This is a genomic window from Aquipseudomonas guryensis (assembly GCF_014164785.1).
Taxonomy (GTDB): Bacteria; Pseudomonadota; Gammaproteobacteria; order Pseudomonadales; family Pseudomonadaceae; genus Aquipseudomonas; species Aquipseudomonas guryensis.
Genome location: NZ_JACJFN010000001.1, coordinates 606,008 through 628,138, shown reverse-complemented (window position 1 = coordinate 628,138; position 22,131 = coordinate 606,008). Strand labels below are relative to the sequence as shown.

General features: G+C 67.3%; 25 protein-coding genes. 2 read left to right on the top strand and 23 right to left on the bottom strand.

Translation table 11 applies throughout. The features are described 5' to 3' along the window. Positions 1-151: 151 nt before the first annotated feature. Entirely contained in the window at positions 152-1,219 is a 1,068-nt protein-coding gene (hemE, locus tag H3H45_RS02835; RefSeq protein WP_182832230.1) for a uroporphyrinogen decarboxylase, read from the top strand. A 43-nt stretch (positions 1,220-1,262) separates the two neighbouring features. On the opposite strand, the gene H3H45_RS02830 is transcribed toward hemE, so the two are convergent. The 22 genes from H3H45_RS02830 to H3H45_RS02725 form a co-directional block, all read right to left on the bottom strand. Further along, positions 1,263-1,721, bottom strand: a complete 459-nt coding sequence (locus H3H45_RS02830; protein ID WP_182832229.1) for an Sbal_3080 family lipoprotein — start codon at positions 1,719-1,721, stop codon at positions 1,263-1,265. 147 nt (positions 1,722-1,868) lie between these two features. Then, positions 1,869-2,318 (bottom strand): excinuclease, encoded by a 450-nt coding sequence (locus H3H45_RS02825; RefSeq protein WP_182832228.1) that lies wholly within the window; start codon positions 2,316-2,318, stop codon positions 1,869-1,871. A 24-nt stretch (positions 2,319-2,342) separates the two neighbouring features. After that, positions 2,343-2,744 carry a hypothetical protein gene (locus H3H45_RS02820; protein WP_182832227.1) on the bottom strand — a complete coding sequence of 134 codons (402 nt, stop codon included), beginning with the start codon at positions 2,742-2,744 and terminating at the stop codon, positions 2,343-2,345. 20 nt (positions 2,745-2,764) lie between these two features. Continuing rightward, positions 2,765-3,991: a beta-ketoacyl-ACP synthase gene (locus H3H45_RS02815; RefSeq protein ID WP_182832226.1), complete on the bottom strand. Its 1,227-nt coding sequence runs from the start codon at positions 3,989-3,991 to the stop codon at positions 2,765-2,767. After that, positions 3,991-4,719 carry a 3-oxoacyl-ACP reductase FabG gene (fabG, locus tag H3H45_RS02810; RefSeq protein ID WP_182832225.1) on the bottom strand — a complete coding sequence of 243 codons (729 nt, stop codon included), beginning with the start codon at positions 4,717-4,719 and terminating at the stop codon, positions 3,991-3,993. The genes H3H45_RS02815 and fabG overlap by 1 nt, the downstream gene beginning before the upstream one ends. Beyond that, entirely contained in the window at positions 4,716-5,180 is a 465-nt protein-coding gene (locus H3H45_RS02805; RefSeq protein WP_182832224.1) for an ApeP family dehydratase, read from the bottom strand. The genes fabG and H3H45_RS02805 overlap by 4 nt, the downstream gene beginning before the upstream one ends. After that, positions 5,177-6,361 carry a beta-ketoacyl-[acyl-carrier-protein] synthase family protein gene (locus H3H45_RS02800; RefSeq protein WP_182832223.1) on the bottom strand — a complete coding sequence of 395 codons (1,185 nt, stop codon included), beginning with the start codon at positions 6,359-6,361 and terminating at the stop codon, positions 5,177-5,179. Before H3H45_RS02800 ends, H3H45_RS02805 begins: the two co-directional genes overlap by 4 nt. Beyond that, complete coding sequence (locus H3H45_RS02795) at positions 6,361-6,864, bottom strand: DUF3261 domain-containing protein (protein WP_407926670.1); 504 nt, start codon at positions 6,862-6,864, stop codon at positions 6,361-6,363. Before H3H45_RS02795 ends, H3H45_RS02800 begins: the two co-directional genes overlap by 1 nt. A 7-nt stretch (positions 6,865-6,871) precedes the next feature. Then, the gene (locus tag H3H45_RS02790; RefSeq protein ID WP_182832222.1) at positions 6,872-8,119 is read right to left on the bottom strand and encodes an NAD(P)/FAD-dependent oxidoreductase; all 1,248 of its coding nucleotides are present in this window, start codon (positions 8,117-8,119) and stop codon (positions 6,872-6,874) included. Further along, the gene (locus H3H45_RS02785) at positions 8,106-9,263 is read right to left on the bottom strand and encodes a cation:proton antiporter (protein ID WP_182832221.1); all 1,158 of its coding nucleotides are present in this window, start codon (positions 9,261-9,263) and stop codon (positions 8,106-8,108) included. Before H3H45_RS02785 ends, H3H45_RS02790 begins: the two co-directional genes overlap by 14 nt. Next, positions 9,260-11,602, bottom strand: coding sequence for an MMPL family transporter (locus tag H3H45_RS02780; protein ID WP_235983311.1), 2,343 nt, complete (start codon positions 11,600-11,602; stop codon positions 9,260-9,262). The genes H3H45_RS02785 and H3H45_RS02780 overlap by 4 nt, the downstream gene beginning before the upstream one ends. Then, entirely contained in the window at positions 11,592-12,188 is a 597-nt protein-coding gene (locus H3H45_RS02775; protein ID WP_182832219.1) for an outer membrane lipoprotein carrier protein LolA, read from the bottom strand. Before H3H45_RS02775 ends, H3H45_RS02780 begins: the two co-directional genes overlap by 11 nt. Then, positions 12,185-12,610 carry an acyl-CoA thioesterase gene (locus H3H45_RS02770; protein ID WP_182832218.1) on the bottom strand — a complete coding sequence of 142 codons (426 nt, stop codon included), beginning with the start codon at positions 12,608-12,610 and terminating at the stop codon, positions 12,185-12,187. Before H3H45_RS02770 ends, H3H45_RS02775 begins: the two co-directional genes overlap by 4 nt. Positions 12,611-12,720: 110 nt before the next feature. Continuing rightward, the gene (locus tag H3H45_RS02765; protein ID WP_182832217.1) at positions 12,721-14,262 is read right to left on the bottom strand and encodes an HAL/PAL/TAL family ammonia-lyase; all 1,542 of its coding nucleotides are present in this window, start codon (positions 14,260-14,262) and stop codon (positions 12,721-12,723) included. After that, on the bottom strand, positions 14,243-15,187 hold the full coding sequence (locus H3H45_RS02760; RefSeq protein WP_182832216.1) for an LpxL/LpxP family acyltransferase: 945 nt from the start codon (positions 15,185-15,187) through the stop codon (positions 14,243-14,245). Before H3H45_RS02760 ends, H3H45_RS02765 begins: the two co-directional genes overlap by 20 nt. Beyond that, on the bottom strand, positions 15,184-15,918 hold the full coding sequence (locus H3H45_RS02755; RefSeq protein ID WP_182832215.1) for a glycosyltransferase family 2 protein: 735 nt from the start codon (positions 15,916-15,918) through the stop codon (positions 15,184-15,186). Before H3H45_RS02755 ends, H3H45_RS02760 begins: the two co-directional genes overlap by 4 nt. Next, positions 15,911-17,575: an acyl-CoA synthetase family protein gene (locus H3H45_RS02750; RefSeq protein ID WP_182832214.1), complete on the bottom strand. Its 1,665-nt coding sequence runs from the start codon at positions 17,573-17,575 to the stop codon at positions 15,911-15,913. The genes H3H45_RS02755 and H3H45_RS02750 overlap by 8 nt, the downstream gene beginning before the upstream one ends. Further along, a complete protein-coding gene (locus H3H45_RS02745; protein ID WP_182832213.1) occupies positions 17,572-18,117 on the bottom strand; it encodes a COG4648 family protein in 546 nt (181 codons plus the stop codon). The genes H3H45_RS02750 and H3H45_RS02745 overlap by 4 nt, the downstream gene beginning before the upstream one ends. Positions 18,118-18,119: 2 nt before the next feature. Next, complete coding sequence (locus tag H3H45_RS02740) at positions 18,120-18,383, bottom strand: acyl carrier protein (RefSeq protein ID WP_160082829.1); 264 nt, start codon at positions 18,381-18,383, stop codon at positions 18,120-18,122. 10 nt (positions 18,384-18,393) lie between these two features. Next, positions 18,394-18,654: a phosphopantetheine-binding protein gene (locus H3H45_RS02735; protein WP_160082827.1), complete on the bottom strand. Its 261-nt coding sequence runs from the start codon at positions 18,652-18,654 to the stop codon at positions 18,394-18,396. After that, positions 18,635-19,444, bottom strand: a complete 810-nt coding sequence (locus tag H3H45_RS02730; RefSeq protein ID WP_182832212.1) for a lysophospholipid acyltransferase family protein — start codon at positions 19,442-19,444, stop codon at positions 18,635-18,637. Before H3H45_RS02730 ends, H3H45_RS02735 begins: the two co-directional genes overlap by 20 nt. Then, the gene (locus tag H3H45_RS02725) at positions 19,417-20,133 is read right to left on the bottom strand and encodes a beta-ketoacyl synthase chain length factor (RefSeq protein WP_328822237.1); all 717 of its coding nucleotides are present in this window, start codon (positions 20,131-20,133) and stop codon (positions 19,417-19,419) included. The genes H3H45_RS02730 and H3H45_RS02725 overlap by 28 nt, the downstream gene beginning before the upstream one ends. Before the next feature lie 238 nt (positions 20,134-20,371). On the opposite strand from H3H45_RS02725, the gene H3H45_RS02720 reads away from it, so the two are divergent. Then, entirely contained in the window at positions 20,372-21,133 is a 762-nt protein-coding gene (locus H3H45_RS02720) for a ParA family protein (protein ID WP_182832210.1), read from the top strand. Positions 21,134-21,215: 82 nt separating this feature from the next. Here the strand turns inward: H3H45_RS02720 and H3H45_RS02715 are convergent, their stop codons facing one another. Next, positions 21,216-22,010, bottom strand: coding sequence for a universal stress protein (locus H3H45_RS02715; protein WP_182832209.1), 795 nt, complete (start codon positions 22,008-22,010; stop codon positions 21,216-21,218). Between the last annotated feature and the right edge of the window lie 121 nt (positions 22,011-22,131).

The following is a 22,131-nucleotide window of genomic DNA, read 5'->3' as shown; positions in this document are numbered from 1 at the left end:
CGGTCTGCGAAAATGCCCGCACTTTTTCTGTGCCACGCTGCGTGGGCCCCTGTGATCCGGGAGCCCGCCCGGAGGAGGGGGCTGACGCTGGTCGGTGCCCGCATACTCTACCGCGTGAAATTCCTTTGCCGCATTTCCAGGAATCCTGCCGATGTCTGTCCTGAAGAACGACCGTTTCCTCCGTGCCCTGCTCAAGCAGCCCGTCGACGTCACCCCCGTGTGGATGATGCGCCAGGCCGGTCGTTACCTGCCGGAATACCGCGCCACCCGCGCCAAGGCCGGCAACTTCGTCAACCTGATGAAGAACCCCGAACTGGCCTGCGAAGTCACCATCCAGCCGTTGGACCGCTACCCGCAGCTGGATGCGGCGATCCTGTTCTCCGACATCCTCACCATCCCCGACGCCATGGGCCAGGGCCTGTACTTCGAGACCGGCGAAGGCCCGCGCTTCCAGAAGGTGATCAGCAGCATGGCCGATATCGAGGCCCTGCCGATCCCGGATCCGGAACAGGACCTGGGCTACGTGATGGACGCGGTGCGCAACATCCGTCGCGAACTGAACGGCCGCGTGCCGCTGATCGGCTTCTCCGGCAGCCCCTGGACCCTGGCCACCTACATGGTCGAGGGCGGCTCGTCGAAGGACTTCCGCAAGTCCAAGGCCATGCTCTATGACAACCCGCAGGCCATGCATGCGCTGCTCGACAAGCTGGCGCAGTCGGTCACCGCCTACCTCAACGGGCAGATCAAGGCCGGCGTCCAGGCCGTGCAGATCTTCGATTCCTGGGGCGGCAGCCTGTCGGCGGCGGCCTATCAGGAATTCTCCCTGGCTTACATGAAGAAGATCGTCGACGGCCTGATCCGCGAGCACGATGGTCGCCGCGTGCCGGTGATCCTGTTCACCAAGGGTGGCGGCCTGTGGCTGGAGTCGATGGCCGAGACCGGCGCCGAGGCCCTGGGCCTGGACTGGACCTGCGACATCGGCAGCGCCCGCGCCCGCGTCGGCAGCAAGGTAGCCTTGCAGGGCAACATGGACCCGAGCGTGCTGTACGCCAATCCGGCGGCGATCCGTGCCGAAGTCGGGCGCATCCTCGCCAGCTACGGCCAGGGCAGTGGCCAGGTATTCAACCTCGGCCACGGCATCACCCCGGAAGTCGACCCGGAACACGCCAAGGCCTTCTTCGAGGCGGTGCACGAGCTGTCGGCGCAGTACCACGGCTGATTGTCGACGGATAAAAAAGGGCCGCTCATGCGGCCCTTTTTTGTTACGGCGTGGCGCTGGGAACCTCCGCCAGCAACTGGTCGATCACTGGGGTCATCTTGGTTTCCGTACTCTGGTACTTCTTCACTGCCAGCATGCCGCGGCCGCGGAAGCGGTAGTAGGCACTGGCCAGTATCTGCCCGCGTTGGTCGCGGATGGTCAGCTCGGCCAGGGACAGATAGGTCACCACCGACCAGGAGCGGCGGGCCGTGTAGGTGAGCACCATCGGGTAACTGCCATCGGCGGGCTGCTGAATGCGGCGGGTACTGATGCCGTGGCGGGCGAAGCCACGTTCCACCACTCCGAGGAAGTCATCGACCTGCACCGCCGGGTTCTCCTGGATGCACATCGACGCGCTCGCGGTTTTCAGGGGTTCGACGCGAATCACCGTACAGGCGCTGCTCAGGCCGATCAGGGCCAGCAGCACGAGAAGGCGGGTGCGGTACAAGGGCAGAGTGGACATGTGCAGCTTCCTGGGGTGATCGCCTGACATGCCGCCGAGCGGCCACTGCGCCAGTGACAACGCCTGGGCGTTGCCGGCTAAAACGAAGCCCGCATCACGCGGGTGATGCGGGCTGGGGCGGGATGGCCGAGAGGGCCGCCGCGGGGCTTACTTGACGGTGGCCAGGTCACCCTTGAGCGCAACACCGGCCATGATCGCGCCGGCGTGGCATTCGTAGTTCTGCGCGTTCTTGTACTCGATGTTCTTGTAGTTGCTGGCCAGGTTGACCACGGCATTGGCGCCGGCGGCCTTGGCGGCGTTCTGGAAGGCGATCAGCGCCGATTGCAGGGCCCAGGAGCAGGCACCTTCGTCGCTCTTGTTGAAGGCGTTGGTCTTCTTGCTGGTGGTCACGCCCGAACGCACGATGCTGACCTTGCCCGCAGGCTGGGTGCCGGCCAGGTAGAACTTCACGCTGCCATCCAGGCGACCGGCAGCGGTTGCTTCCTGCACGGCGGCCTGGAAGTCCGGGAACAGGGTGGTGTCGCGGGCCTGGCTGATGCTCGGCAGGGTAGCGGCACACAGCAGGGCGGCCAGGGTCCAGTTCTTCATTGTTTTCATGCTTCTCTCCTTGATGAGGCGTGGTTAAAGCGGGTTCTGCGCAAGGTGCAACTGGCGCTCGATTTCGGCGCGCAGGTTGTTGACCCAGCGATTGTAGTTGCGATGAATCCGACCGTCCTTGTAGTCCAGGCCCTGGCTACCGACATAGCGGATTTCAAGGTCGAACGGGCTGTAGTCGATGGCGATCTGTGCATGGTGGCGCTGGCGCACGCTGATGGCGGCGCGAATCTGCGTTGGTTCGATGCGTCCCACTCGCCACTTGTTGGCTTCCAGCGCGGCGATGATCGCCTGCTGCAGCTCGACCTGGCTGAACTCGCGATCCGGTGGCAGGCCGATGCTGGGGTTGAGCACGGGCTTGCTGGTGCTGCAGGCCGCCAGGCCGAGCAGCAACAGGCCCAGAGCCAATAGACGAGTGAGTCGGTGCATTCCTTGGCTCCGTGTCCGCCTCAGTTCCAGCGCTTGAAGATCAGCGAGGTATTCACCCCGCCAAAGGCGAAGTTGTTGTTCATCACGTACTGGTTGCTCATCTGGCGGAACTCGCCGCGCAGGTAGTCCAGTTCGGCGCAGGCCGGGTCGATCTGCTCGAGGTTGAGGGTTGGTACGTAGCTGTCGGCATTCATCATCTCGATGCTGAACCATGACTCCAGCGCCCCGCAGGCGCCCAGGGTGTGACCGAAGAAGCTCTTCTGCGAGCTGATCGGCATCTGCGCGCCGAACAGGCTGTTAGTGGCCTGGCTCTCGGCGATGTCGCCCTGCTCGGTGGCGGTGCCGTGGCCGTTGATGTAGCCGATGGCACTGGGCGGCAGACCGGCATCGGCCAGGGCCAGTTCCATGGCGCCGCGCATGGTCGCCTGTTCCGGCTTGGTCGCGTGGATGCCGTCGGAGTTGCAGCCGAAGCCGACGATCTCGGCATGGATGGTGGCGCCGCGCGCCAGCGCGTGTTCCAGCTCTTCCAGCACCAGGATGCCGGCGCCCTCGCCGATCACCAGGCCGTCGCGGCCGCTGTCGTAGGGACGTGGCGACAGGTGCGGGGTATCGTTTTTCAGGCTGGTGGCGTACAGCGCGTCGAACACCATGGCCTCGGTCGGACACAGCTCCTCGGCGCCGCCGGCCAGCATCATCGGCAGGCGACCGAACTTGATCGCCTCATAGGCGTAGCCGATGCCCTGGCTGCCGCTGGTGCAGGCGCTGGAGGTGGGGATCAGGCGGCCCTTGAGGCCGAAGAAGATGCTGATATTGGCCGCCGTGGTGTGCGGCATCATGCGGATATAGGAGTTGGCGTTGAGGCCATCGGCCACCGAATTGAGCAGCATATTGCCGAACGCCTTGATCTCGTCGGTGCTACCGGTGGACGAGCCGCAGGCCACGCCCATGCGCCCGTCCTGGATGCGCTCGTCGCCGAGCAGGCCGGCGTGCTCCAGAGCGCGCTCGGCGGCATACACCGCCAGCTTGGACACCCGCCCCATGCTGCGTGTCTGCTTGCGCGTCCAGCGCTTGGGCTGGACGAAGTCGTCCACCGGGCCGCCGAGGCGGGTGTTCAGCTCGCCGAAGCGGTCCCACTCGGCCATGTAGCGAATGCCGCTCTTGCCGGCGCGGAAGTTGGCTTCGATGCTCGGCCAGTCGCTGCCCAGCGAAGTGATGCCGGCCATGCCGGTGACGACCACACGTTTCATCAACACAATCCACCATTCACGGCGAGGACCTGGCGGGTAATGTACGCCGCCTCCTCGGACATCAGGAAATTCACCGCGCCGGCGACTTCTTCCGGGGTGCCCATACGCGCCGCCGGGACCATCTTGAGGATTTCCTCCACCGGTACCTGCTCGTCGAGGATCTCGGTGTCGATCAGCCCCGGCGCCACGCAGTTGACCGTGATCTTGCGCTTGCCCAGCTCGATGGCCAGGGCCTTGACCGCGCCGATCACGCCGGCCTTGGAGGCGCTGTAGTTGACCTGGCCGCGGTTGCCTATCAGCCCCGACACCGAGGTGATGCAGACGATGCGCCCGGCCTTGCGGCGACGGATCATCGGCATGCACAGCGGGTGCAGGACGTTGTAGAAACCGTCCAGGTTGGTGCGCAGCACCTGGTCCCAGTCGTCCTCGCTCAGCGCCGGGAAGGCACCGTCGCGGGTCAGCCCGGCATTGCACACCACGCCGTAGTAGGCGCCATGCTGCTCGACGTCCGCTTCCAGGGCCTCGCGGCAGGCGGCGCGATCGGAGACGTCGAACTGCAGGATGCGCGCCTGTTGGCCCAGCTCGGCGATCTGCGCTTGCACCGCTTCGGCTTCATCGCGGCGCGAGCGGCAGTGCAGCACGAGGTCGTAGCCGGAACGCGCCAGGCGCAGGGCGATGGCGCGGCCGATGCCACGGCTGGAGCCGGTGACCAGAATGGTTTCGCTCATGACTGCTGATCCTGAAATTGTTCCTGAAGATAACTGGCCACCTGCGGTGGGCGGAATACGTTGAGGCGGGCGAAGACCTCTATGCCGGGGCCGCTCAGGCGGCATTCGAACACACCCATGCCGTTGTCGTCCTGCAGGGTGCGGGTGGCCTGGATATGCAGCTCGGCACCGAGCGGGAAACACTCGACATTGCACTCGTACTTGCGTGTGCCGAGCAGGAAGCCCAGCTCCACCGGCAGGCCGGCCTGGCGCGCCTGGCAGCCGGCATAGGCAGCCACGCTTTGCGCCATCAGCTCGATGCCGACCCAGGCCGGCAGGCTGCCATCGGCCTGGTTGAACAGGCCGCCGGGGCGCACGCTCAGGCGGGTCTCGACGTCGTCGTCGCCGAAGCGCAGCACTTCGTCGATGAGGATCATGTTGCCGGCATGCGGGAGCAGCTCGGCGATCGGCCAGCGGCTCATGGCGCATCCCCCAGGATCAGACTGACATTGCTGCCGCCGAAGGCGAAGGAGTTGCTCATCAGCCGGTGGCCGCTGGCCTTCTTCAGGCGCGTGCCGGGCGTGACCAGCTGCAGGGTGGGCAGTTCGGGCTCGCCCTGGCCGTCCCACAGGTGCGGCGGCAACAGCGCGTCCGGGTTGTACTCGCTCAGGCTCAGCCAGCAGAACGCCGCTTCCAGCGCCCCGGCGGCGCCGAGGGTGTGGCCGGTCAGCGGCTTGGTCGAGGAGCAGGGCACCCCGGCCGGGAAGATCGCCGCGGTGGCCAGGCTTTCCATGGCGTCGTTGTGCGTGGTGGCGGTGCCATGCAGGTTGAGGTAGTCGATGTCGCTGGCCGCCAGGCCGGCGCTGCGCAGCGCCTGGTGCATCGCCGCCTGGGCGCCGAGGCCTTGCGGATGCGGCGCGGAAATATGGTGGGCGTCGGAGCTGGCGCCGCCGCCGAAGAAGGCGATCGGGGCCGGCTCCTTGGTCATCAGGAAGAGCGCCGCACCCTCGCCGATATTGATGCCGTGGCGGTTGCGCGAGAACGGGTTGCACGGCTCGGCGGACACCGCCTCCAGCGCCGAGAAGCCGTTCAGGGTCAGCCGGCAGAGGCTGTCCACCCCGCCGCAGATCACCGCATCGCACAGCCCCTGCTGCAGCAGGCGATGGGCGCTGAGCAGGGCGCGAGCGCTGGAGGTGCAGGCAGTGGAGATGCTGTAGCACGGACCGTCCAGGCCCAGCCAGGCGGCGAGGAAGCTGGCCGGGGCGACCAGCTCCTGCTGGGCGTAGTGGTAGTGCGCCGGCAGCGCGCCCTGGTTGTAGTACTGGGCGATGCTCTGGCTGGCTTCGTCGATGCCCGAGGTGCTGGTGCCGAGCACCACGCCGACGCGGCTGGCGCCATAGCGGGAGATGGCTTCGCGCAGCGGCGCTTCGATCTGCAGGGCGGCGGCCAGCAGCAGCTGGTTGTTGCGGCTCGGCGGCAGCGCCAGGCCGGGCAGCGCCGGCAATGCGCCGCGCACCGCGCCCACGGTCAGCTCGCGTTCGGCAACCCAGCCGGGTTCGGCGCGCATGCCTGAGGCATCGCCGGCGAACAGGGCGCGGGCGACGGCCTGCTTGCCCTGGCCGAGGGCGCAGAGCAGACCAAGGGCGTTGAGGTAACTGGGCATCAAGGGCTTGCTTCCGGTTGTAGCGGCGCGACCTGGTAGTGCAGGTCGGGCGGGGTGTTCAGGGTGAAGTGCAGCGGCGTGCGGTAGCCGATCCGCCAGTCCGGCTTGAGTCGGCGCTGGCCCGCGCCGGCCAGTTGCCAGTCGCCGTGCGGATAACGCTGCGCCAGCTCGGCGCTGGGCGTCAAAGCGAACAGCAGGGCAGCGAACAGCTCGCGGGCCTCGGCATTCGGCGGCAGCAGGCCGTCATTGCGCCACTGGCCGTCATCCAGCAGCTGGCGCGCCAGCGGCACGCCGAGCGGATCGAACAGCGACCAGCGCAGCGCGCTGCCTTCTGCCTGCACCACCAGCAGCCAGTCCGCATGGGTTCCGGCCTGCGCGCGCTGGATATGCAGCGACAGCGGCAGGCCCAGGTTCGGCGCGGATTCCGGCAGCGGCGTGCGGCTGGCGCAGGCGCCGAGCAGCAGACCGAGCAGGAGGACGAAGGTGGCGCGCAGCAAGGGCATGTCCGACTCAGTTCATCGCACAGATTTCGGCGAGCACGCCGAGGCGGCGCTTGGGCTCGGCGACATAGGGGTTGTTCAGGTCCCAGGCGTAGCCGGCGAGGATCGAGCAGATCATCCGGCGGATTTCCGGCTGGGCCTTCTCGTAATAGATCACGTCCTGGAAGCTGCCGTCGTACCAGCCCTCGACGTAGGCGCGGAAGGTGTCGACGCCGCGTTTCAGCGGGATGGCGAAGTCCTGCTCCCAGTCCACCGCCTCGCCGCTCAGCTGGCGATGCAGCAGGCCGGCGGCCATGCTCGCCGAGCGCATGGCGATGGTCACCCCGGAGCTGAACACCGGGTCGAGGAACTCGGCGGCGTTGCCCAGCAGGGCGAAGCCGGGGCCGTGCAGGCTCTTGACGTTGGCCGAGTAGCCTTTCAGCTCGCGCACCGGGGTATCCCACACGGCGTTTTGCAGGACGTTGCCGAGCGATGGGGTTTCCGCGACGAACTGGCGCAGGCAGGCCTCCATGTCTTCGGGATAACCCTCGTAGCGCCCGGCTTCGGCGACCACGCCCAGCGAGCAGCGGCCGTTGCTGAACGGGATGGTCCAGAACCACACGTCGCGCAGGGTCGGGTGGGTGGTGATGAGGATCTTCTCGCGGTCGAAGCCGGCGTCGGCGGCGATGCGGTCCTCGACATGGGTGAACAGCGCGCGGCGCATCGGCATGCTGGACGGGGTGTCGAGGTCGAGCAGGCGCGGCAGCACACGGCCGTAGCCGCTGCCATCGAGGACGAAGGCGCACTCGACCTGATACTCGACACCATCGGCCAGGCGCCGCACGGTCAGGCGCGGGCAGGCGCCGCCGAAGTCGACGGCAGTGATCTCTTCCTCGTAGCGGATCTCCACGCCCTGGCGCTCGGCGTCATCGGCCAGCACCTTGTCGAAGCTGGCGCGCAGCACCTGGTAGGTGGAGCCTTTGCCTTCAGTGAACTTGTCGCGGAAGTCGAACTCGGTGTAGCGCTCGCCCCAGGCGAAGGCCGCACCGTGCTTGGTCTGGAAGCCTGCGGCCTGCACCGCATCGAGCATCCCGGCTTCCTCGACGAAGTCCAGGCAGTGCGACAGCAGGCTCTCGCCGATGGAGAAACGCGGGAAGCGCTGGCGCTCCAGCACCAGTACATCGTGGCCGTTGCGCTTGAGCAGGGCGGCGGCGATGGCACCGGAGGGGCCGGCGCCGATCACCACGACCTGGCGTTGTTCGAGTTCAGGAGTGTTCATAGTGGCTTCTTGCCTCATGGGTCGTGGTGGCAGGACGAGGGTAGGCGCCGGTGAAGGCCGGCAGCAAGGTGGAGATCAGGCCCATCAGCATCAGGGCAAAGTACAGCTGGGTGCTGATCACCTGCTGATGCAGCAGCAGGTTGAGGAAAACGATTTCGGTCAGGCCGCGGGTGTTCAGCAGCACGCTCTCACGCCAATGCCCGGGGCTCGGTGCCAGGCGTCCGGCTGCCCAGCTCAGGCCCAGCCAGTTGCCCAGCAGCTTGCTGGCGATCGGCAGCAGCAACAGCGCGCCGAACTGCAGCCAGGAATAGCCCAGCCAGGCATTCTGCCAGTCGATCTGCAGCAGGCCGTAAGCGAGGATCAGCGGCACCGCCAGCCAGGTCTGCAGGGCGGCGAACACGCTGTTCGGCAGCGGCAGGCGCAGCGGTACACGCAGCGCGGCGCTGCACAGCAGGTAGGCGATACCGAACACCAGGGCATTCAGTTTGAGCTGCTGCATGACCAGCAGCAGCACCAGGAAACACAGGCCGTTGAAGCGTGCCGAACGGCACGGCAGCAGCTTGAACAGCAGCGGCAGGCTGGCGGCCAGCAGCGGCCAGAGCAGGGTGGCCGGCTGGCTGCTGCCCTGGGCCAGGCCGAAGATCAGCCAGCACAGCAGGTCCATGAGGATCGCCGCCTGCAGCAACTGGCGGATGCGTGGGGCGGGGTAGCCCAGGTGCTGCAGGTAGAGGAACAGCACCGGGATGGCTGTGAGGGCGAACAGCAGGCCGACGGCGATGCTGCCCAGCAGGCTCTGCGCCGGCAGCAGCCACAGCGCACAGGCCAGGCCGCAGAAGAACGGCAGGAAGAAGCTCGGCAGGGCGATCTTCACGCTGTCGGCCTGCAGGTCGAGGTCGATCACATCGCTGAGGATATGCCCCAGCAGCAGGGTGAAGGCCACGCCGTACAGCGGCTTGAGCCAGTCGGCGGCGAGCAGCTCGCTGGCGCCGAAACCCAGGGGCGCGCTCCACAGCATCAGCAGCGGCAGGCCGAGGGTGGCCAGCAGCAGCTGGCTGACAATCGGGATCAGGCGCAGGCGGCTGCCCAGCCAGGTGGCGGCGGCGAACAGGCCCAGCAGGCCGAGCCAGAACAGCGCGATGCTCATGCCGGCACCGCCTTGGCCTGGGGCTCACGGGTGCCGGCCCAAGGCGCGAGGATGAAGCAGAACAGCAGGCCGAGGCTGATCGCCAGGCCGAAGTTGGCAATGGCCGGGGTGTCGCTGATCAGCAGCAGGCCGAATGACAGCCAGCTGGTCAGCGCCGAGAGCAGGGTGCCGAGCAGGCTGACGGCGGCGCCGCCGATGTTCTCGCGCATCAGGATGGCGTAGTCGACGCCGATGGCGGTGATCAGCAACAGGCCGAACAGGCTGAACAGGGTCAGCGGCTGGCCCAGCCAGCCAAGCCCGGCCAGGGCGGCGAGGGCCGCCAGCAGCGGCAGGCAGACCACGCGCAGGGCGCCGGCCAGGCCGAAGGGGATGCACAGCAGCAAGAGAATGGCGGCGCTGGCGACCAGCTTGAGTTGCGCGGCGCTGAGCTGGGTGGCACTGAACAAGCCGTTCAGCTCGCCGAGGCGGTCGACCAGCTGCACGCCGGGCAGGTCTGCGCCAAGGCTGTGCAGCAGGGCGCTGTCGGCCTGGCCCTGCAGGCTGACCAGACCGGCCACGCCTTCGGCATGGCTGCCCAGCCACAGCGGCCGCCAGGCTTCGCCCAGCGGGCCGGCCAGGGCCTGCTCGAGGCTCGGTTGTGGGGCGTTGGTCAATTGGTTCAGCTCGGCCTGCAGCGCGGCGGCTGGAATGCCCATGGCCAGCAGCGGCTGCCAGTGCTGTGGCAGGCGTTGCAGGGCGTCGCGCAGCGGCTGGTGCTGGCTGTCGGCGGCGACCAGCTGGCTGAGCGCGCGGTAACCGCGCAACTGGCCGGCGGCCACGGTCTGGTCGAGGCGCTGGGCGAGGGCGGCCTGGCGTTCGAGCAGCTGCGCCTCGTCGCGGGCGCGGACCAGAAAGAACTGGCTGGTGGGCTGCTGCCCGGTCAGCTCGGCAATGCGCTTGGCCTCGGCGAGCAGTTGCGGCTCCTGACCCAGCCACTGGCGGATATCGTTCTGCGTGTGCAGCTGCCACAGGCCGCCGGCGCAGAACAGCAGCAACAGGGCCAGCAGCGGCAGGCTGCCGACACGGCCCAGCAGGCGCGCGCGCAGGATCAGCAGGGCGCTGCTGAAACCGAGCAGGCTGGGCGGCGGACGCAGGCGCAGGCCATTCAGCCAGGCCGGCAGCAGGCACACCGAGCAGAGGTAGGCGCCGATCAGCCCGGCGGCGGAGAACAGGGCGATCTGGGTCAGCGCCGGGAAGGGGGTGAAGGCCAGCGCCAGGTAGCCGACCAGGTTGGTGCCCAGGCTCAGGGTCAGCCCCGGCAGGGTGGCGCGCAGGGCGCCCCAGCTGGTCCACTCGGAACTGCCCCAGCTCTTGCTCAGGTAGTGCTGCGGGTAGTCGGCGGCCACGCCGATCAGGCTGGCGCCGAGCACCAGGGTCAGCACGTTGATCTGGCCGAACACCAGCACGCAGGCGGTGCAGCCGGCAATTAGCGCGATGCCTATGGGCAGCAGGCTGACCAGCACGCGCGGGCGGCGGAAGGCCAGCAGCAAGAGCAGCAGGGTGCCGAGGATGGCGATGCTGCCGATCCAGCTGACTTCGCGGGTGGCCTTGGCCTGGCCGGCGGCGGCATACAGCACACCGCCAGCGGCCAGCAGCTGGCCCCCGGCAGCCGTCACCTCGGCGCGTGCCGCCGCCACGCTGGTGGCAATCGCCGGCGGTGCCTGCATGTCGAAGGCGCTACCGAGGGTGCGTACGCGCAGCAGGGCCCAGGTCATGCCCGGTTCTTCCAGCAGCAGGGCACCGCTGCCGAGGTCGGCCTGAATCCGGCTGTTGGGGTTCAGCGCCTGTTGGGCGCGAGTGCCGAGACCGAGCCAGTCCTGCTCCGGCGGCAGCAGGCTGAAGCCGGCGAAGGTGTCGAACAATTGGGCGCTGCGCTGCTGGATAAAGATCTCCGGCTGCTTGATCAGCAACTGGCGATCCGCCGCCGGCAGCAGGGCCAGGCGGTTACCGCGCAGTTGCTGACGCAGCACGGCCAGGTCGCTGTCCAGGCTCCACTGCACCCGCTCGAAGCGCTGGCTGGCCTGCCACTGCAGGCCGAGCCGCTGCACCAGGGCTATCGCCTGCTGGCGCTGCGGATGGCCGACCAGCACCAGCAGATCGCGATTCAGCGGCTCCTGCATGCGCTGCTCGGCCTGCTGCACCAGCTCGTCACCGGCGCCCTTGGGCAGCAGGGCGAGCATGCTCGCCGCCACTGGCGGGCCGTTGCGCCACTGCCAGGCGGCCAGGGCCAGCAGCGCCAGCAGGGCGATGCTGAACAGGCGCGGCAGGCTGCGCTGGGCGGCGAAGGGCTTAGCGGGCAAAGGCGGCTCGCTCCTGCGCGCTGAGGGCATCGCCCGCCTGGCTCTGCGGCATGCGCATGAGCGTGCGGTCGCCCTGGGTCTCGTGCAGTTCGATGCGCTCGACCAGGGCGCCGCCGTCGATGCGGATGCTGCTGAAGATCTGCTTGAGCAGCAGCGAGTGCGGGATCAGGGTCAGTTGCCAGGCCGCGCTGCTGCCGCTCAGTTGCAGCTCGAAGTCGCGCGCCAGGCCCGAGTGGTCGCCCTTGAGTACGGCGAGGAACAGCCGGCTCTGCTGGGCGGCGACGTCCTGGCCGGGCTGCAGTTGCCAGCCTTGTGGTGTGCGGCGGGCAATGCCGGCGGCGTCGATGCGGTAGTCCTGGGTCAGCGGGCTGCGCAGCTGCCAGAGCAGGCCGGCGTCGCGGCTGAGAACGAACTCGCCCTGACTGGTTAGCGGCTGGGGCAAGGCGCGCAGGTGCTTTTCCTGGATGAACGGGCCGCGCACCACGGCCGGCTTGGCCAGTTGCGCGCCGAGCTGGTCGAGGTCGAAGGCCTGCGCGGTCGGCATCAGCACGAGTAGCAGCAGGCCTAGGCAGCGGCGCAGTTTCATCCGAGGATCCTGGCGACGGCGTCGGTGAACGCCTTGGGTGAGGCCAGCAGCATCTCCCGCGTAGCGATCTCCACCGCCACCTGCACGCTACTGCCACGGGTCATGCGCTCACCCGTGGCGGCGTCGGTGATCAGATAATTGATCTTCAGACGGTTCTCCCACTCGACCAGGTCGGCGCGCACGATGATCTTCTGGCCGAACTGGGCGCCGCGGATGTAACGCAGCTGCAGGTCGATCACCGGCCAGGCGTAGCCAGCTTCACGCATCTGCCGGTAGTTGTGGCCGAGCTTGTCGAGCAGGGCGCAGCGCGCTTCCTCGAAGTACTTGACGTAGTGGCCATGCCAGACCACTTCCAGCATGTCGACGTCGAAGAACGGCACGGCCAGTTCGACTTGGGCCTGCAGTACGCCTTCCTTACGCATGGGCAGTGACTCCAGGCGCACTGCGCTGTTGTAGGAGCCAGCTTGCTGGCGATCCGGGCTGGCACAAGGGCATCGCCAGCAAGCTGGCTCCTACACAGACAAGTCGCGGCTTACGCATACAGCCTCCAGTGCTGGGCGCGGATGCGCTGCAGGCACAGGCGCAGTTCGCCTTCCAGGGCGCGGTCCTCGATTACCGGGTGGAAGTCGGCGGCCAGCTGCTCGCGCATGGCGGCAACGGGGGGCGGGATATCGATCTTGCCGTCGCGCTGACGCAGCCAGACGCCCTGATTGGCGGCCAGCAGGGTGGCGGCGGCGACCTGTTCGGTCAGCTCCAGGCTGCGCAGGGCGTCGCGCGCGGCGATGGTGCCCATGCTCACTTTGTCCTGGTTGTGGCATTCGGTGGAACGCGAGAACACGCTAGCCGGCATGGTGTTTTTCAGCGCTTCGGCGGTCCAGGCGCTGGTGCCGATCTGCACGGCCTTGAAGCCATGGTTGATCATCGCGGTGACGCTCGGCGCGCCGGACAGGTTGCTCGGCAGGCCGTGGTTGTAGCGCACGTCGACCAGCAGGGCGAGCTGGCGGTCGAGCAGGTCGGCGACGTTGCCGACCAGGTTTTTCAGGCTGTCCATGGCGAAGGCGATATGCCCGCCGTAGAAGTGCCCGCCGTGCAGCACGCGCTCGGCCTCGGCGTCGATCAGCGGGTTGTCGTTGGCGCTGTTCAGCTCGGTTTCGATGAACTGCCGCAGCAGGCCCAGGCTGTCGGCCAGCACACCGAGCACATGCGGCGCGCAGCGCAGCGAGTAGCGATCCTGCAGGCGGTGCAGCGGCGCGGTCGGCGCGTCGATGGCCAGGTCCTGGCGCAGCCAGGCGGCGACCTGCATCTGCCCCGGGTGCGGCTTGGCGGCGAACAGGCGCTCGTCGAAGTGTTCCGGGTTGCCCTCCAGCGCCACCACGTTGAGCGCGGTGATGCGGGTGGCCAGCTTGAGCAGGTAGTCGGCGCGGGAGAACGCCAGGCAGGCCAGGGCGGTCATCACCGCGGTGCCGTTCATCAGCGCCAGGGCTTCCTTGGGGCGCAGGGTCAGCGGCGTCCAGCCCAGTTCGTTGTGTACTTCGGCGGCGCTGCGCCGTTCACCCTGGTACAGCACCTCGCGTTCACCGCTGAGGGTGGCGGCGACGTAGGACAGCGGTGTGAGGTCGCCGCTGGCGCCGACCGAACCTTCTTCCGGGATCAGCGGCAGCACATCGTGATCGAGGAACGCCTGCAGGCGCTCCAGCAGCTCCACGCGCACCCCGGAGATGCCGTAGCACAGCGACTGCAGGCGCGCGGCGAGCACGGCGCGGGTGCTGGCCGGGTCGAGCAGCTTGCCCAGGCCGCAGCCGTGGAAGGTGAACAGGTGCTTGGGCAGCGCCTCGACCTGGTGCAGCGGCACGGCCACCACGCAGGAGTCACCGTAGCCGGTGGTGACGCCGTAGATCACGCCTTCCTTGTCCAGCAGGGTGTCGAGGAAGCGCGCGCCCTTGGCGATCTTCTCGCGGTAGGCGGCGTCGTTCTGCAGCTGCGCGCGGGCCTGGCGCTGGGACAGGGCCACGACCTGCTCGATGGACAGGTGGGCTTCGCCAAAGATCACCGGGTCAGGCTGATGTGTCGTCATGTGCATTCCAGAACGGATAGAAGTTGAACCATTGCAACGGCGCGTCCAGGCAGCGTTGGCCCAGGCGCTCGGCATAGCGTTGTACCCATTGGCGGATCACCGCCTCGCGCTCGCTGCGCTTCCACTCGATGCGCTCGGCAAACGGCTCGATGATCACCTGGTAACGGCCGTCGATCTTCAGGCAGTTGAGCAGGTTGACCGAGCAGTGCAGCAGCCCGGCCAGCAGCCACGGTCCTTGCGGGAAGGCGGCGGGCTGGCCGAGGAAGTCCACGCTGACATTGCGCCCGCCGTGCAGCGGCACGCGGTCGCCGGCGATGGCCAGCCACTCGCCGCGCTCCAGGCGTTCGGACAATTGCAGCATGATCGCCGGGTCCAGTTCGCTGACCTGGATCAGGCGCAGATGACTGGCGCCGGCCTCGCCGAGCAGGCGGTTGAACTGTTCGGCGTGCTTGGTGTGCACCAGCACGTTCATCGTTACGTGCTCGCCGAGTTCGGCCAGGGCGCGACAGACCTCGAGGTTGCCCAAGTGCGCGCCGACCAGCATCTGCCCGCGTTCCTGGCGATGCAGCTGGCCGCGCAGGTCGTGCGGGTCGACCAGGGTGATCTGCTCCAGGCCGAGCTTGCCGTTCCACACGTCGAGCTTGTCGAGCAGGGTGTCGGCGAAGCTCATGAACTGGCGGAACACCTGGCGCCAGGTCGGGCGCAGCTCGTTGCGGCCGCTCCAGGTGGCGAGATTGGCCTGGTACTGCCAGATGCTGCGCCGCGCCTGGGCACCGAAGACGAAGAAGTACAGGACGATGGCGTAGATCAGCGGGCTGATCAGGCGCCGGCCGAGAAGGCGTGCCAGCACCGCGGTGAGCTTCATCAGCGCGTAGCTGCCGCGCTCGCGCTGGCCGGCCCAGTGGGCTGCCGGTTGCTCGCTCATGCCTGCCACCGTCGCCAGAGGATCATTGGGGCGCGCAGCAGCATGCCGAAGAACAGCTTGGCGTGCATCTTCGAGATCAGCGCGTTGTCCAGCCATAGACGGAAGTGCGAGAGGCCGTCGAGCGGGTAGTGCACCTGGGTCGGCAGCCAGCGCATCGGCTGGTTGCGCCAGGCCAGGCGCACCAGGATCTCGGTGTCGAAATCCATGCGCTTGCCCAACTGGCAGCTGTCGATCAGCGCCAGGGTGGCGGGCAGCGGGTAGACGCGGAAGCCGCACATGGAGTCGCGGATCGCCAGCGACAGGCTGTTGATCCATACCCAGACGTGGGTCAGGTAGCGCGCGTACAGGCGGCTCTTCGGCACGCTGTCGTCGTACACCGGATAGCCGCAGACCAGCGCCTGCGGGTGGGCGCGGGATTCGCCGAGGAAGCCGGCGACATCGCTGAGGTCGTGCTGGCCATCGGCGTCGACCTGCAGCGCGTGGCTGAAGCCCAGGCGCTGCGCCTCGCGCAGGCCGGCCATCACCGCGCCGCCCTTGCCCTGGTTGACCGGCAGGCGCACCAGGAAGGTATCGGCCTGTTCGGCCAGTTGATCGATTACCGCGGCGCAGGCGGGGCTGGAAGCGTCGTCGACCAGCACGCAGGGCAGGCCGGCGTCGCGCAGGGCGGCGACCACGATAGGCAGCGCATGCTCGTGGTTGTATACCGGAATCACCGCGCAGGCCTTATGCACCGGCGGCCTCCAGCAGGATGCGACCCGAGGAGCAGGCCGCCTCGCCGTTGCGATAGGCGAAGTACAGTTTGCCGCGCTCGGCGTCGAAACGCAGGCTCAGCTGCAGGCGGTCGCCGGGGCGGACCAGCTGCTGGAACTTCAGCACTTCCATGCCGCAGAAGCGCGGCGGCAGGTCGGCAATCAGCTCGCGAGCCAGCTGCTGGGCCCAGTCGACCTGGACCACGCCGGGCAGTACCGGGGTCTGCGGAAAGTGGCCGGTGAAGTGTGCCAGGTCCGGCGGTATGTCCAGCTCCAGCTGCCATTCACCGTCCTGCTCGACAGCCGAGCGCGGCGCCACACGGGTCGGCCGCTCGCTGGCCAGAATGCGCTCGACCTCGGCCTGGGCCAGCTTGCCCTGGTTGCTGTAGGGCAGCTCGGCGAGCAGGCGCCAGCGGCGTGGTAGGGCCAGCGCCTCGCAGTGCCCGGCCAGGTGTTGGCGCAGGGTTTCGATCAGGGTCTTGCGTCCCTGGTTGCGCAGGGCGTGCAGGCCGCTCGGGCTGAGGGCGACCAGCGCGCCGAGGTAGGCACGGCCTTGCTCGATCACCCCCAGACGCGCGTCGGCGACCCACTCGTGGCTGAGCAGGGCCTGTTCCAGCATGGGCAGGGAGATGCGTTTTTCTTCCAGTTTGACGATGCGGTCCAGGCGCCCGCGCAGGACGAAGCGCCCATCGCTGCCAATCTCCACCGCGTCGGCGGTCTGTTCGCGCTGCCCGGCTGGGAGGTATGGCGAACTCAGGTTGAGCGCGCCGTCGGCATTCTGTCCCAACTCGACGCCAGCAAACGGCGTCCAGTATTCGCCGCCCTGGCGCCAGGCGATGCCACCGGTTTCCGAGCTGCCATAGATTTCGGTGGGCCACTGGCCGAGCAGGCCGTACAGCTCGGCGGCGGTCTCGGCCGGCAGGGCGCCGCCGGAGGAAAACACCCGACGCACCTGGCGCAGGGCCGGCCAGTCGAGGTTGTCGCCCATGCGCTTGAGCAAGGCCGGGCTGGCGATCCAAGCAAATGTCGGATGCTGCAGACTTTCCCGTTGCAGGTCTTCGGGGAACGGCTGGGCGCGGCGCAGGAACGGCCGCCCGGCGCACAGCGGCCAGAGCACGCGGAACAGCAGGCCGTAGATATGCTGGGCGGCGACGCTGCCGAGGAGGGTGGCAGCGCCAAGTTCGGCGCCCCACAGTTGTTCCAGGGCCTCCACTTCGTTGGCCAGCTGGCGCAGGGATTTGTCGATCAGCTTGGGCTCGCCGCTGGAGCCGGAGGTGCACAGGGTCAGGTGGCACTGGTCGAGATCGAGGGCGGCAGCGGGCAGTGGCTCGCCATTCAGCGCAGCGTCATCCAGGCTGTCCAGCCACAGCTCGACCTGGGCGCCCAGGCGCTCGCGGGTCTGCGCCTGCGCATCGGCCGGCAGCAGCACTTGCACGCCAGCGCGCCAGGCGCCGAGCAGGGCGATGGCCAGCTCGCCGGCATCCTCGATATGCACGGCCAGGCGGCGCACGCCGCGCGCCTGCAGGGCGCCGGCCAGGGCCAGGGCGCGCTGGCGCAGGGCCGCATGCGTCATGTCCGGCGTGACCGTACGGCCCGGCTGGGCCTCCAGCAGCAGGTCGCTGAGGGGCAACCAGGTCATGCACTTCTCCTTACACGCTGGCGCACCAGCCACTCACCGGCAAACAGCAAGCCCATCAGGCCGTAGGCGATCAGCCCGGTATACAGGGTCCACCAGCTCAGCGGCGCCCACAGGTTGAGGGCGATCACCACCAGGCCGTTGGCCAGAAAGAACAGTGCCCACACCTGGGTCACGCGGCGCGTGTAGCGCACCGCCGCGTCCGGCAGGTCGGGTTCGCTGAGGCGCGCCAGGCGCTCGATCAGCGGCGGGCCGAACTGCAGGCTGAGGCCGAACAGCGCCAGCAGCAGGCCGTTGAGCAGCACCGGGTACCAGCGCAGCAGCTCCGCTTCGCCGGCCAGGCCGAGCAGCAGGCAGAAGGCCAGGGCCACGCCGGCCATCCAGCGGTTGCCCGGCTTGCCGCGTTGCACCACGGCGCGCGCCAGCCACAGGCCGCCGAGCAGCAGGGCGAACACGCGCGGCGACAGGTGCTCCATGCCGAAATACACGGCAAACGGATAGAGCAACCCCGCCACCACCAGCAGCAGGCCAAGCAATTTACTCATGTTCAGTCTTGCGCCGGCGCGGCGTTGACCACCTGGTACACGGCTTCGACTACGTCGCCGACGGTGCGCACGGCCTTGAACTCTTCGGCGGCGATCTTCTTGCCGGTCTGGCGCTTGATATGGTCGATCAGGTCGACGGCGTCGATGCTGTCGATTTCCAGATCCTGGTACAGGTTGGCGTCCAGGGTCACGCGCTCGGCGTCCAGCTCGAAAAGCTCGACCAGCGCCTCCTGCAGGGTGACGAAAATCTCTTCACGGCTTTGCATCACGGCGTCCTCAGGCAGCCTGTTTCGCGGCAACGAAGGCAGCCAGGCTGGCCACGTTGGCGAAATGTTGGCGGGTGTCCTTGGCTTCTGCGTCGATCTTGATGCCGAAACGCTTCTGGATTGCCAGGCCCAGCTCCAGGGCGTCCACCGAATCCAGGCCCAGGCCGTCACCGAACAGGGTCAGGTCGGCGGCGATGTCTTCGGCCACCATGTCTTCGAGGCCGAGGGCTTCGATGATCAGGTTCTTGATCTCAGTTTGCAGATCGCTCATCTGTTGCGAGCTCCTTCATAAAGTGTTGGTGCAGATGGTCGTTGAGTTTGCGCGAGGCGATGGGCAGCGGGGCCTGCGCGGTGAATTGCTGTGGGTCGATATCCTCGCCCACACGCAGGCGAAAGTGAAAACGGCGCGACGGAATGCTGTACCAGGGCTCGGCCTTGGTCAGGGTGGTCGGGCTGACGCTGATCACCACCGGGGTGACCAGGCGTGCGCCGCGCACGGCAATGGCTGCCGCGCCACGGTGAAACTCGGGGGTGTGCCCCGGTGTGGTGCGCGTGCCTTCGGGGAAGATCACCAGGGTCTGGCCTTCCTGCAGGGCGCCGGCGGCCTCGTCGAGCATGTCCAGGCTGCCGCTGTTGCTGATGAAACCGGCGGCACGGATCGGCCCGCGCATGCTCGGGTTGTCCCACAGGCTCTGTTTGACCACGCAGTTGGCGTCGCGGATGAAGGCGATCAGCACCACCACGTCGATCAGCGAGGGGTGGTTGGCGATCACCATCTGCCCGGGACGGCCGAGGCGCTCGATGCCTTCGACTTCGTAGGTCAGTACGCCGCTGTGGTACATGAAACGCACGAACTTGTAGAAGGTCCAGCTGACCACGGCGCGCGCCCGGGTGCGCCGGGTCAGGGCGTCGCCGGGCAGCAGGCTGAGCAGCGGGAACACCAGCACCCGCAGCAGCACGCCGCCGATGCCGAACAGGCTGAAGCTGGCGGCCGTGGCGAACAGGCGCCAGAGGTAGGGCGCGCTGCGCGGGCTCAGGCCGTGTTGCGAGACCATGTCCATTGCCTGTTCTTCCAGTGGTGGTGCAGGGAGGTTTGCCCGTTGCACAGGGCACGAACCAGTTCGAGCGCATGGGGCCAGGTGCTGCGCGGCCCGCTGCCGGGCTGCAGGCGCAGTTGCCAGTCGGTGCCGGGGGTGAGCAGCAGGGCGACGGCGTAGGAAAACGGCACGTCGTCGATAAAGGGCGCGTACAACGCCGGCGGGGTTTCTTCGGCGACCACCAGGAGCACGGCGGGCGCGCCGTCGCCGAGCAGGCTGGCGGCTTCCAGCAGGCCCTGTTCGAGGCCATCGCCTTCGCCGGCCAGGGCACTCATTTCGCTGCTGTCGGCGCGCAGGATTGACCACAGGCCGATGATCGCGTTATGCACCGAGAGGCTGAATTGGGTCGGTGACAGCGGCTCGTTGCGCGCCAGGTCGGCGAGGATGTTCAGAGTGCGCGGGGTTTCCCCGTGGCGGCTTACGAACACCAGCGGCAGCGGGGCCTGGGTTTCGGCGATGGGCCAGCAAACGTGGAACAGCATGCGCGCCAGACGGCTGAGGCGCCGGCGCTGCATGGCGGGGAGAAAGCTGACATCCGGCTGCTGGCCTTCATCAGCGGGCGCGAAAGGCGCCTGCTGCCAGGCCTGCCAGTCATCCACTGTGTCGAGGCCGGGTGCCCAGGCGCGCCATTGATCGATCTTGAAATAAGTCACGCGGCGCACTCTTCCTGGCCCCTTGCGGCCTTCCTTGTCTACGGCGAAACCCCCGTCGGCAGTGGAATTGCGGTCGGGGTCATGGCGAGGTGCCGGCATTATCCCGTCCCGGCCCGAGCTGTGCAAACTTTGACACAATTGAGTCGTTAGCCGTGTTTTTGCCCGATTTTGCGAATTCCTCGCCCTTGTCATGCGCTTTGCATAGAATCCACCCCAATCGGGCTCAGGGAGGTGTGTCATGCGGCGAGTGGTATTCAACCAGAAGGGCGGTGTGGGCAAGTCCAGCATTGCCTGCAACCTGGCAGCGGTAAGTGCAGCGGAGGGCTATCGCACCCTGCTGGTCGACCTGGATGCCCAGGCCAACTCGACCCATTACCTGACCGGCCTGACCGGCGACGATATCCCCATGGGGATTGCCGAGTTCTTCAAGCAGTCGCTGTCGTCGTTTGCCAAGAAAGGCACGGTGGACATCTACGAGACGCCGTTCGAAAACCTGCATGTGGTCACCGCCACCGCCGAGCTGGCCGATCTGCAGCCCAAGCTTGAGGCCAAACACAAGATCAACAAGCTGCGCAAACTGCTGGAAGAACTGGGCGAGGAATACGACCGGATCTATCTGGATACCCCACCAGCGTTGAACTTCTACACCGTTTCCGCGCTGATCGCCGCCGATCGCGTGCTGATTCCTTTCGATTGCGATAGTTTTTCCCGCCAGGCCCTGTACGGCCTGCTGCGCGAGATCGAGGAACTCAAGGAAGACCACAACGAGGGCCTGGAAGTCGAAGGCATCGTGGTCAATCAGTTCCAGCCGCGGGCGACCCTGCCGCAGCAACTGCTCGATGAGCTGATTGCCGAAGGGCTGCCGGTACTGCCGGTCAACCTGATGAGCTCGGTACGCATGCGCGAGTCGCATCAGGCCTGCATTCCGCTGATCCACCTGGACCGCAGCCACAAGCTGACCCAGCAGTTCGTCGAGCTGCACCGGCTGCTGGAAAGCTGAGTCTGCGGCACAAACAACAAAGGCGCCTGCGGGCGCCTTTGTTGTTTCTGGCTTGAAAGCCTGGCTCTCTAGCTCGCAGGCTTCAGCGCACCACGAATACGTCGCACGGCGCCTTGTGCAAAAAGTGCTGGGCCAGGCTGCCGAGCAGGGCCTGAGACAGTGCGCCGCGGCCATGACAGCCGAGCACCAGCAATTGCGGCTGGCGTGTGCTGATGGATTCCTGCAGGCCACGCAGGATACCGCACTGCTTGATCTCGTAAGACAGGGTCGGGCTGCCCGGCGGCAATTGCGCAGTCTCATCGGCAATCAGTTGATCGATCAGGGCGTGCTGGGTGGCTACCTGCGTGGCGCTGTCGGCCTGCTTCTTCTGTGGCTCGAAGACATGCAGGGCATGGATATTGGCCTCGGCCGGCAGCAGCTGGCAGGCGCGGTTGAGTGCGGTGCAGGCACACAGGGAGAAGTCCAGAGCCGATAGCGCGCTGGTGTAGGGCGTCGCTTCGTCACGGGCCACCAGCAGCAGCGGCACCGTGCAGCGCCGGGCGATACGGTCCAGGGTGGTGCCGGAGAAAAACTCGTGGCGCTGGTGGTGGGCGCCCAGTACCAGCAGGTCGGCGCCAAGCAGTTGCACCTGTTCGAGCACGGCATCGGAGGGCTTGCCCTGGCAGATCTTGAGCTCACTGCCGGGTGGGGCGAACTGGGTGAGGCTGTTGTCCAGGCTCTGCTGAACCTTTTCCTGTTCAGCCTGGCTGAGGCCGCCGTCGAGGACATGCAGCAGGGTCAGGCGGGCATTATGCTGGCGGGCCAGTTGCGTAGCACGGCGTAGGGCGAGGTCGGCAGTGCTGCGCAGGTCATGGGCAATAAGGATGTGACTGATCATCTGGTGTTCCCCTCCGCGTAGCGAACTCCCGCCACGCTGTAAAACCTCTATTGGGTTCTTAATCTGGCTCCCATTGATAGACCTGCTTTTGATCTACGGCAAGTCCCGTGCGTCTGGGTTT

Excerpts from the sequence above, each read along its gene's own strand:
- hemE (WP_182832230.1), top strand. The coding sequence starts at position 152 with ATGTCTGTCCTGAAGAACGACCGTTTCCTCCGTGCCCTGCTCAAGCAG.
- H3H45_RS02830 (WP_182832229.1), bottom strand. The coding sequence starts at position 1,721 with ATGTCCACTCTGCCCTTGTACCGCACCCGCCTTCTCGTGCTGCTGGCC.
- H3H45_RS02825 (WP_182832228.1), bottom strand. The coding sequence starts at position 2,318 with ATGAAAACAATGAAGAACTGGACCCTGGCCGCCCTGCTGTGTGCCGCT.
- H3H45_RS02820 (WP_182832227.1), bottom strand. The coding sequence starts at position 2,744 with ATGCACCGACTCACTCGTCTATTGGCTCTGGGCCTGTTGCTGCTCGGC.
- H3H45_RS02815 (WP_182832226.1), bottom strand. The coding sequence starts at position 3,991 with ATGAAACGTGTGGTCGTCACCGGCATGGCCGGCATCACTTCGCTGGGC.
- fabG (WP_182832225.1), bottom strand. The coding sequence starts at position 4,719 with ATGAGCGAAACCATTCTGGTCACCGGCTCCAGCCGTGGCATCGGCCGC.
- H3H45_RS02805 (WP_182832224.1), bottom strand. The coding sequence starts at position 5,180 with ATGAGCCGCTGGCCGATCGCCGAGCTGCTCCCGCATGCCGGCAACATG.
- H3H45_RS02800 (WP_182832223.1), bottom strand. The coding sequence starts at position 6,361 with ATGCCCAGTTACCTCAACGCCCTTGGTCTGCTCTGCGCCCTCGGCCAG.
- H3H45_RS02795 (WP_407926670.1), bottom strand. The coding sequence starts at position 6,864 with ATGCCCTTGCTGCGCGCCACCTTCGTCCTCCTGCTCGGTCTGCTGCTC.
- H3H45_RS02790 (WP_182832222.1), bottom strand. The coding sequence starts at position 8,119 with ATGAACACTCCTGAACTCGAACAACGCCAGGTCGTGGTGATCGGCGCC.
- H3H45_RS02785 (WP_182832221.1), bottom strand. The coding sequence starts at position 9,263 with ATGAGCATCGCGCTGTTCTGGCTCGGCCTGCTGGGCCTGTTCGCCGCC.
- H3H45_RS02775 (WP_182832219.1), bottom strand. The coding sequence starts at position 12,188 with ATGAAACTGCGCCGCTGCCTAGGCCTGCTGCTACTCGTGCTGATGCCG.
- H3H45_RS02770 (WP_182832218.1), bottom strand. The coding sequence starts at position 12,610 with ATGCGTAAGGAAGGCGTACTGCAGGCCCAAGTCGAACTGGCCGTGCCG.
- H3H45_RS02765 (WP_182832217.1), bottom strand. The coding sequence starts at position 14,262 with ATGACGACACATCAGCCTGACCCGGTGATCTTTGGCGAAGCCCACCTG.
- H3H45_RS02760 (WP_182832216.1), bottom strand. The coding sequence starts at position 15,187 with ATGAGCGAGCAACCGGCAGCCCACTGGGCCGGCCAGCGCGAGCGCGGC.
- H3H45_RS02750 (WP_182832214.1), bottom strand. The coding sequence starts at position 17,575 with ATGACCTGGTTGCCCCTCAGCGACCTGCTGCTGGAGGCCCAGCCGGGC.
- H3H45_RS02745 (WP_182832213.1), bottom strand. The coding sequence starts at position 18,117 with ATGAGTAAATTGCTTGGCCTGCTGCTGGTGGTGGCGGGGTTGCTCTAT.
- H3H45_RS02740 (WP_160082829.1), bottom strand. The coding sequence starts at position 18,383 with ATGCAAAGCCGTGAAGAGATTTTCGTCACCCTGCAGGAGGCGCTGGTC.
- H3H45_RS02735 (WP_160082827.1), bottom strand. The coding sequence starts at position 18,654 with ATGAGCGATCTGCAAACTGAGATCAAGAACCTGATCATCGAAGCCCTC.
- H3H45_RS02730 (WP_182832212.1), bottom strand. The coding sequence starts at position 19,444 with ATGGACATGGTCTCGCAACACGGCCTGAGCCCGCGCAGCGCGCCCTAC.
- H3H45_RS02720 (WP_182832210.1), top strand. The coding sequence starts at position 20,372 with ATGCGGCGAGTGGTATTCAACCAGAAGGGCGGTGTGGGCAAGTCCAGC.
- H3H45_RS02715 (WP_182832209.1), bottom strand. The coding sequence starts at position 22,010 with ATGATCAGTCACATCCTTATTGCCCATGACCTGCGCAGCACTGCCGAC.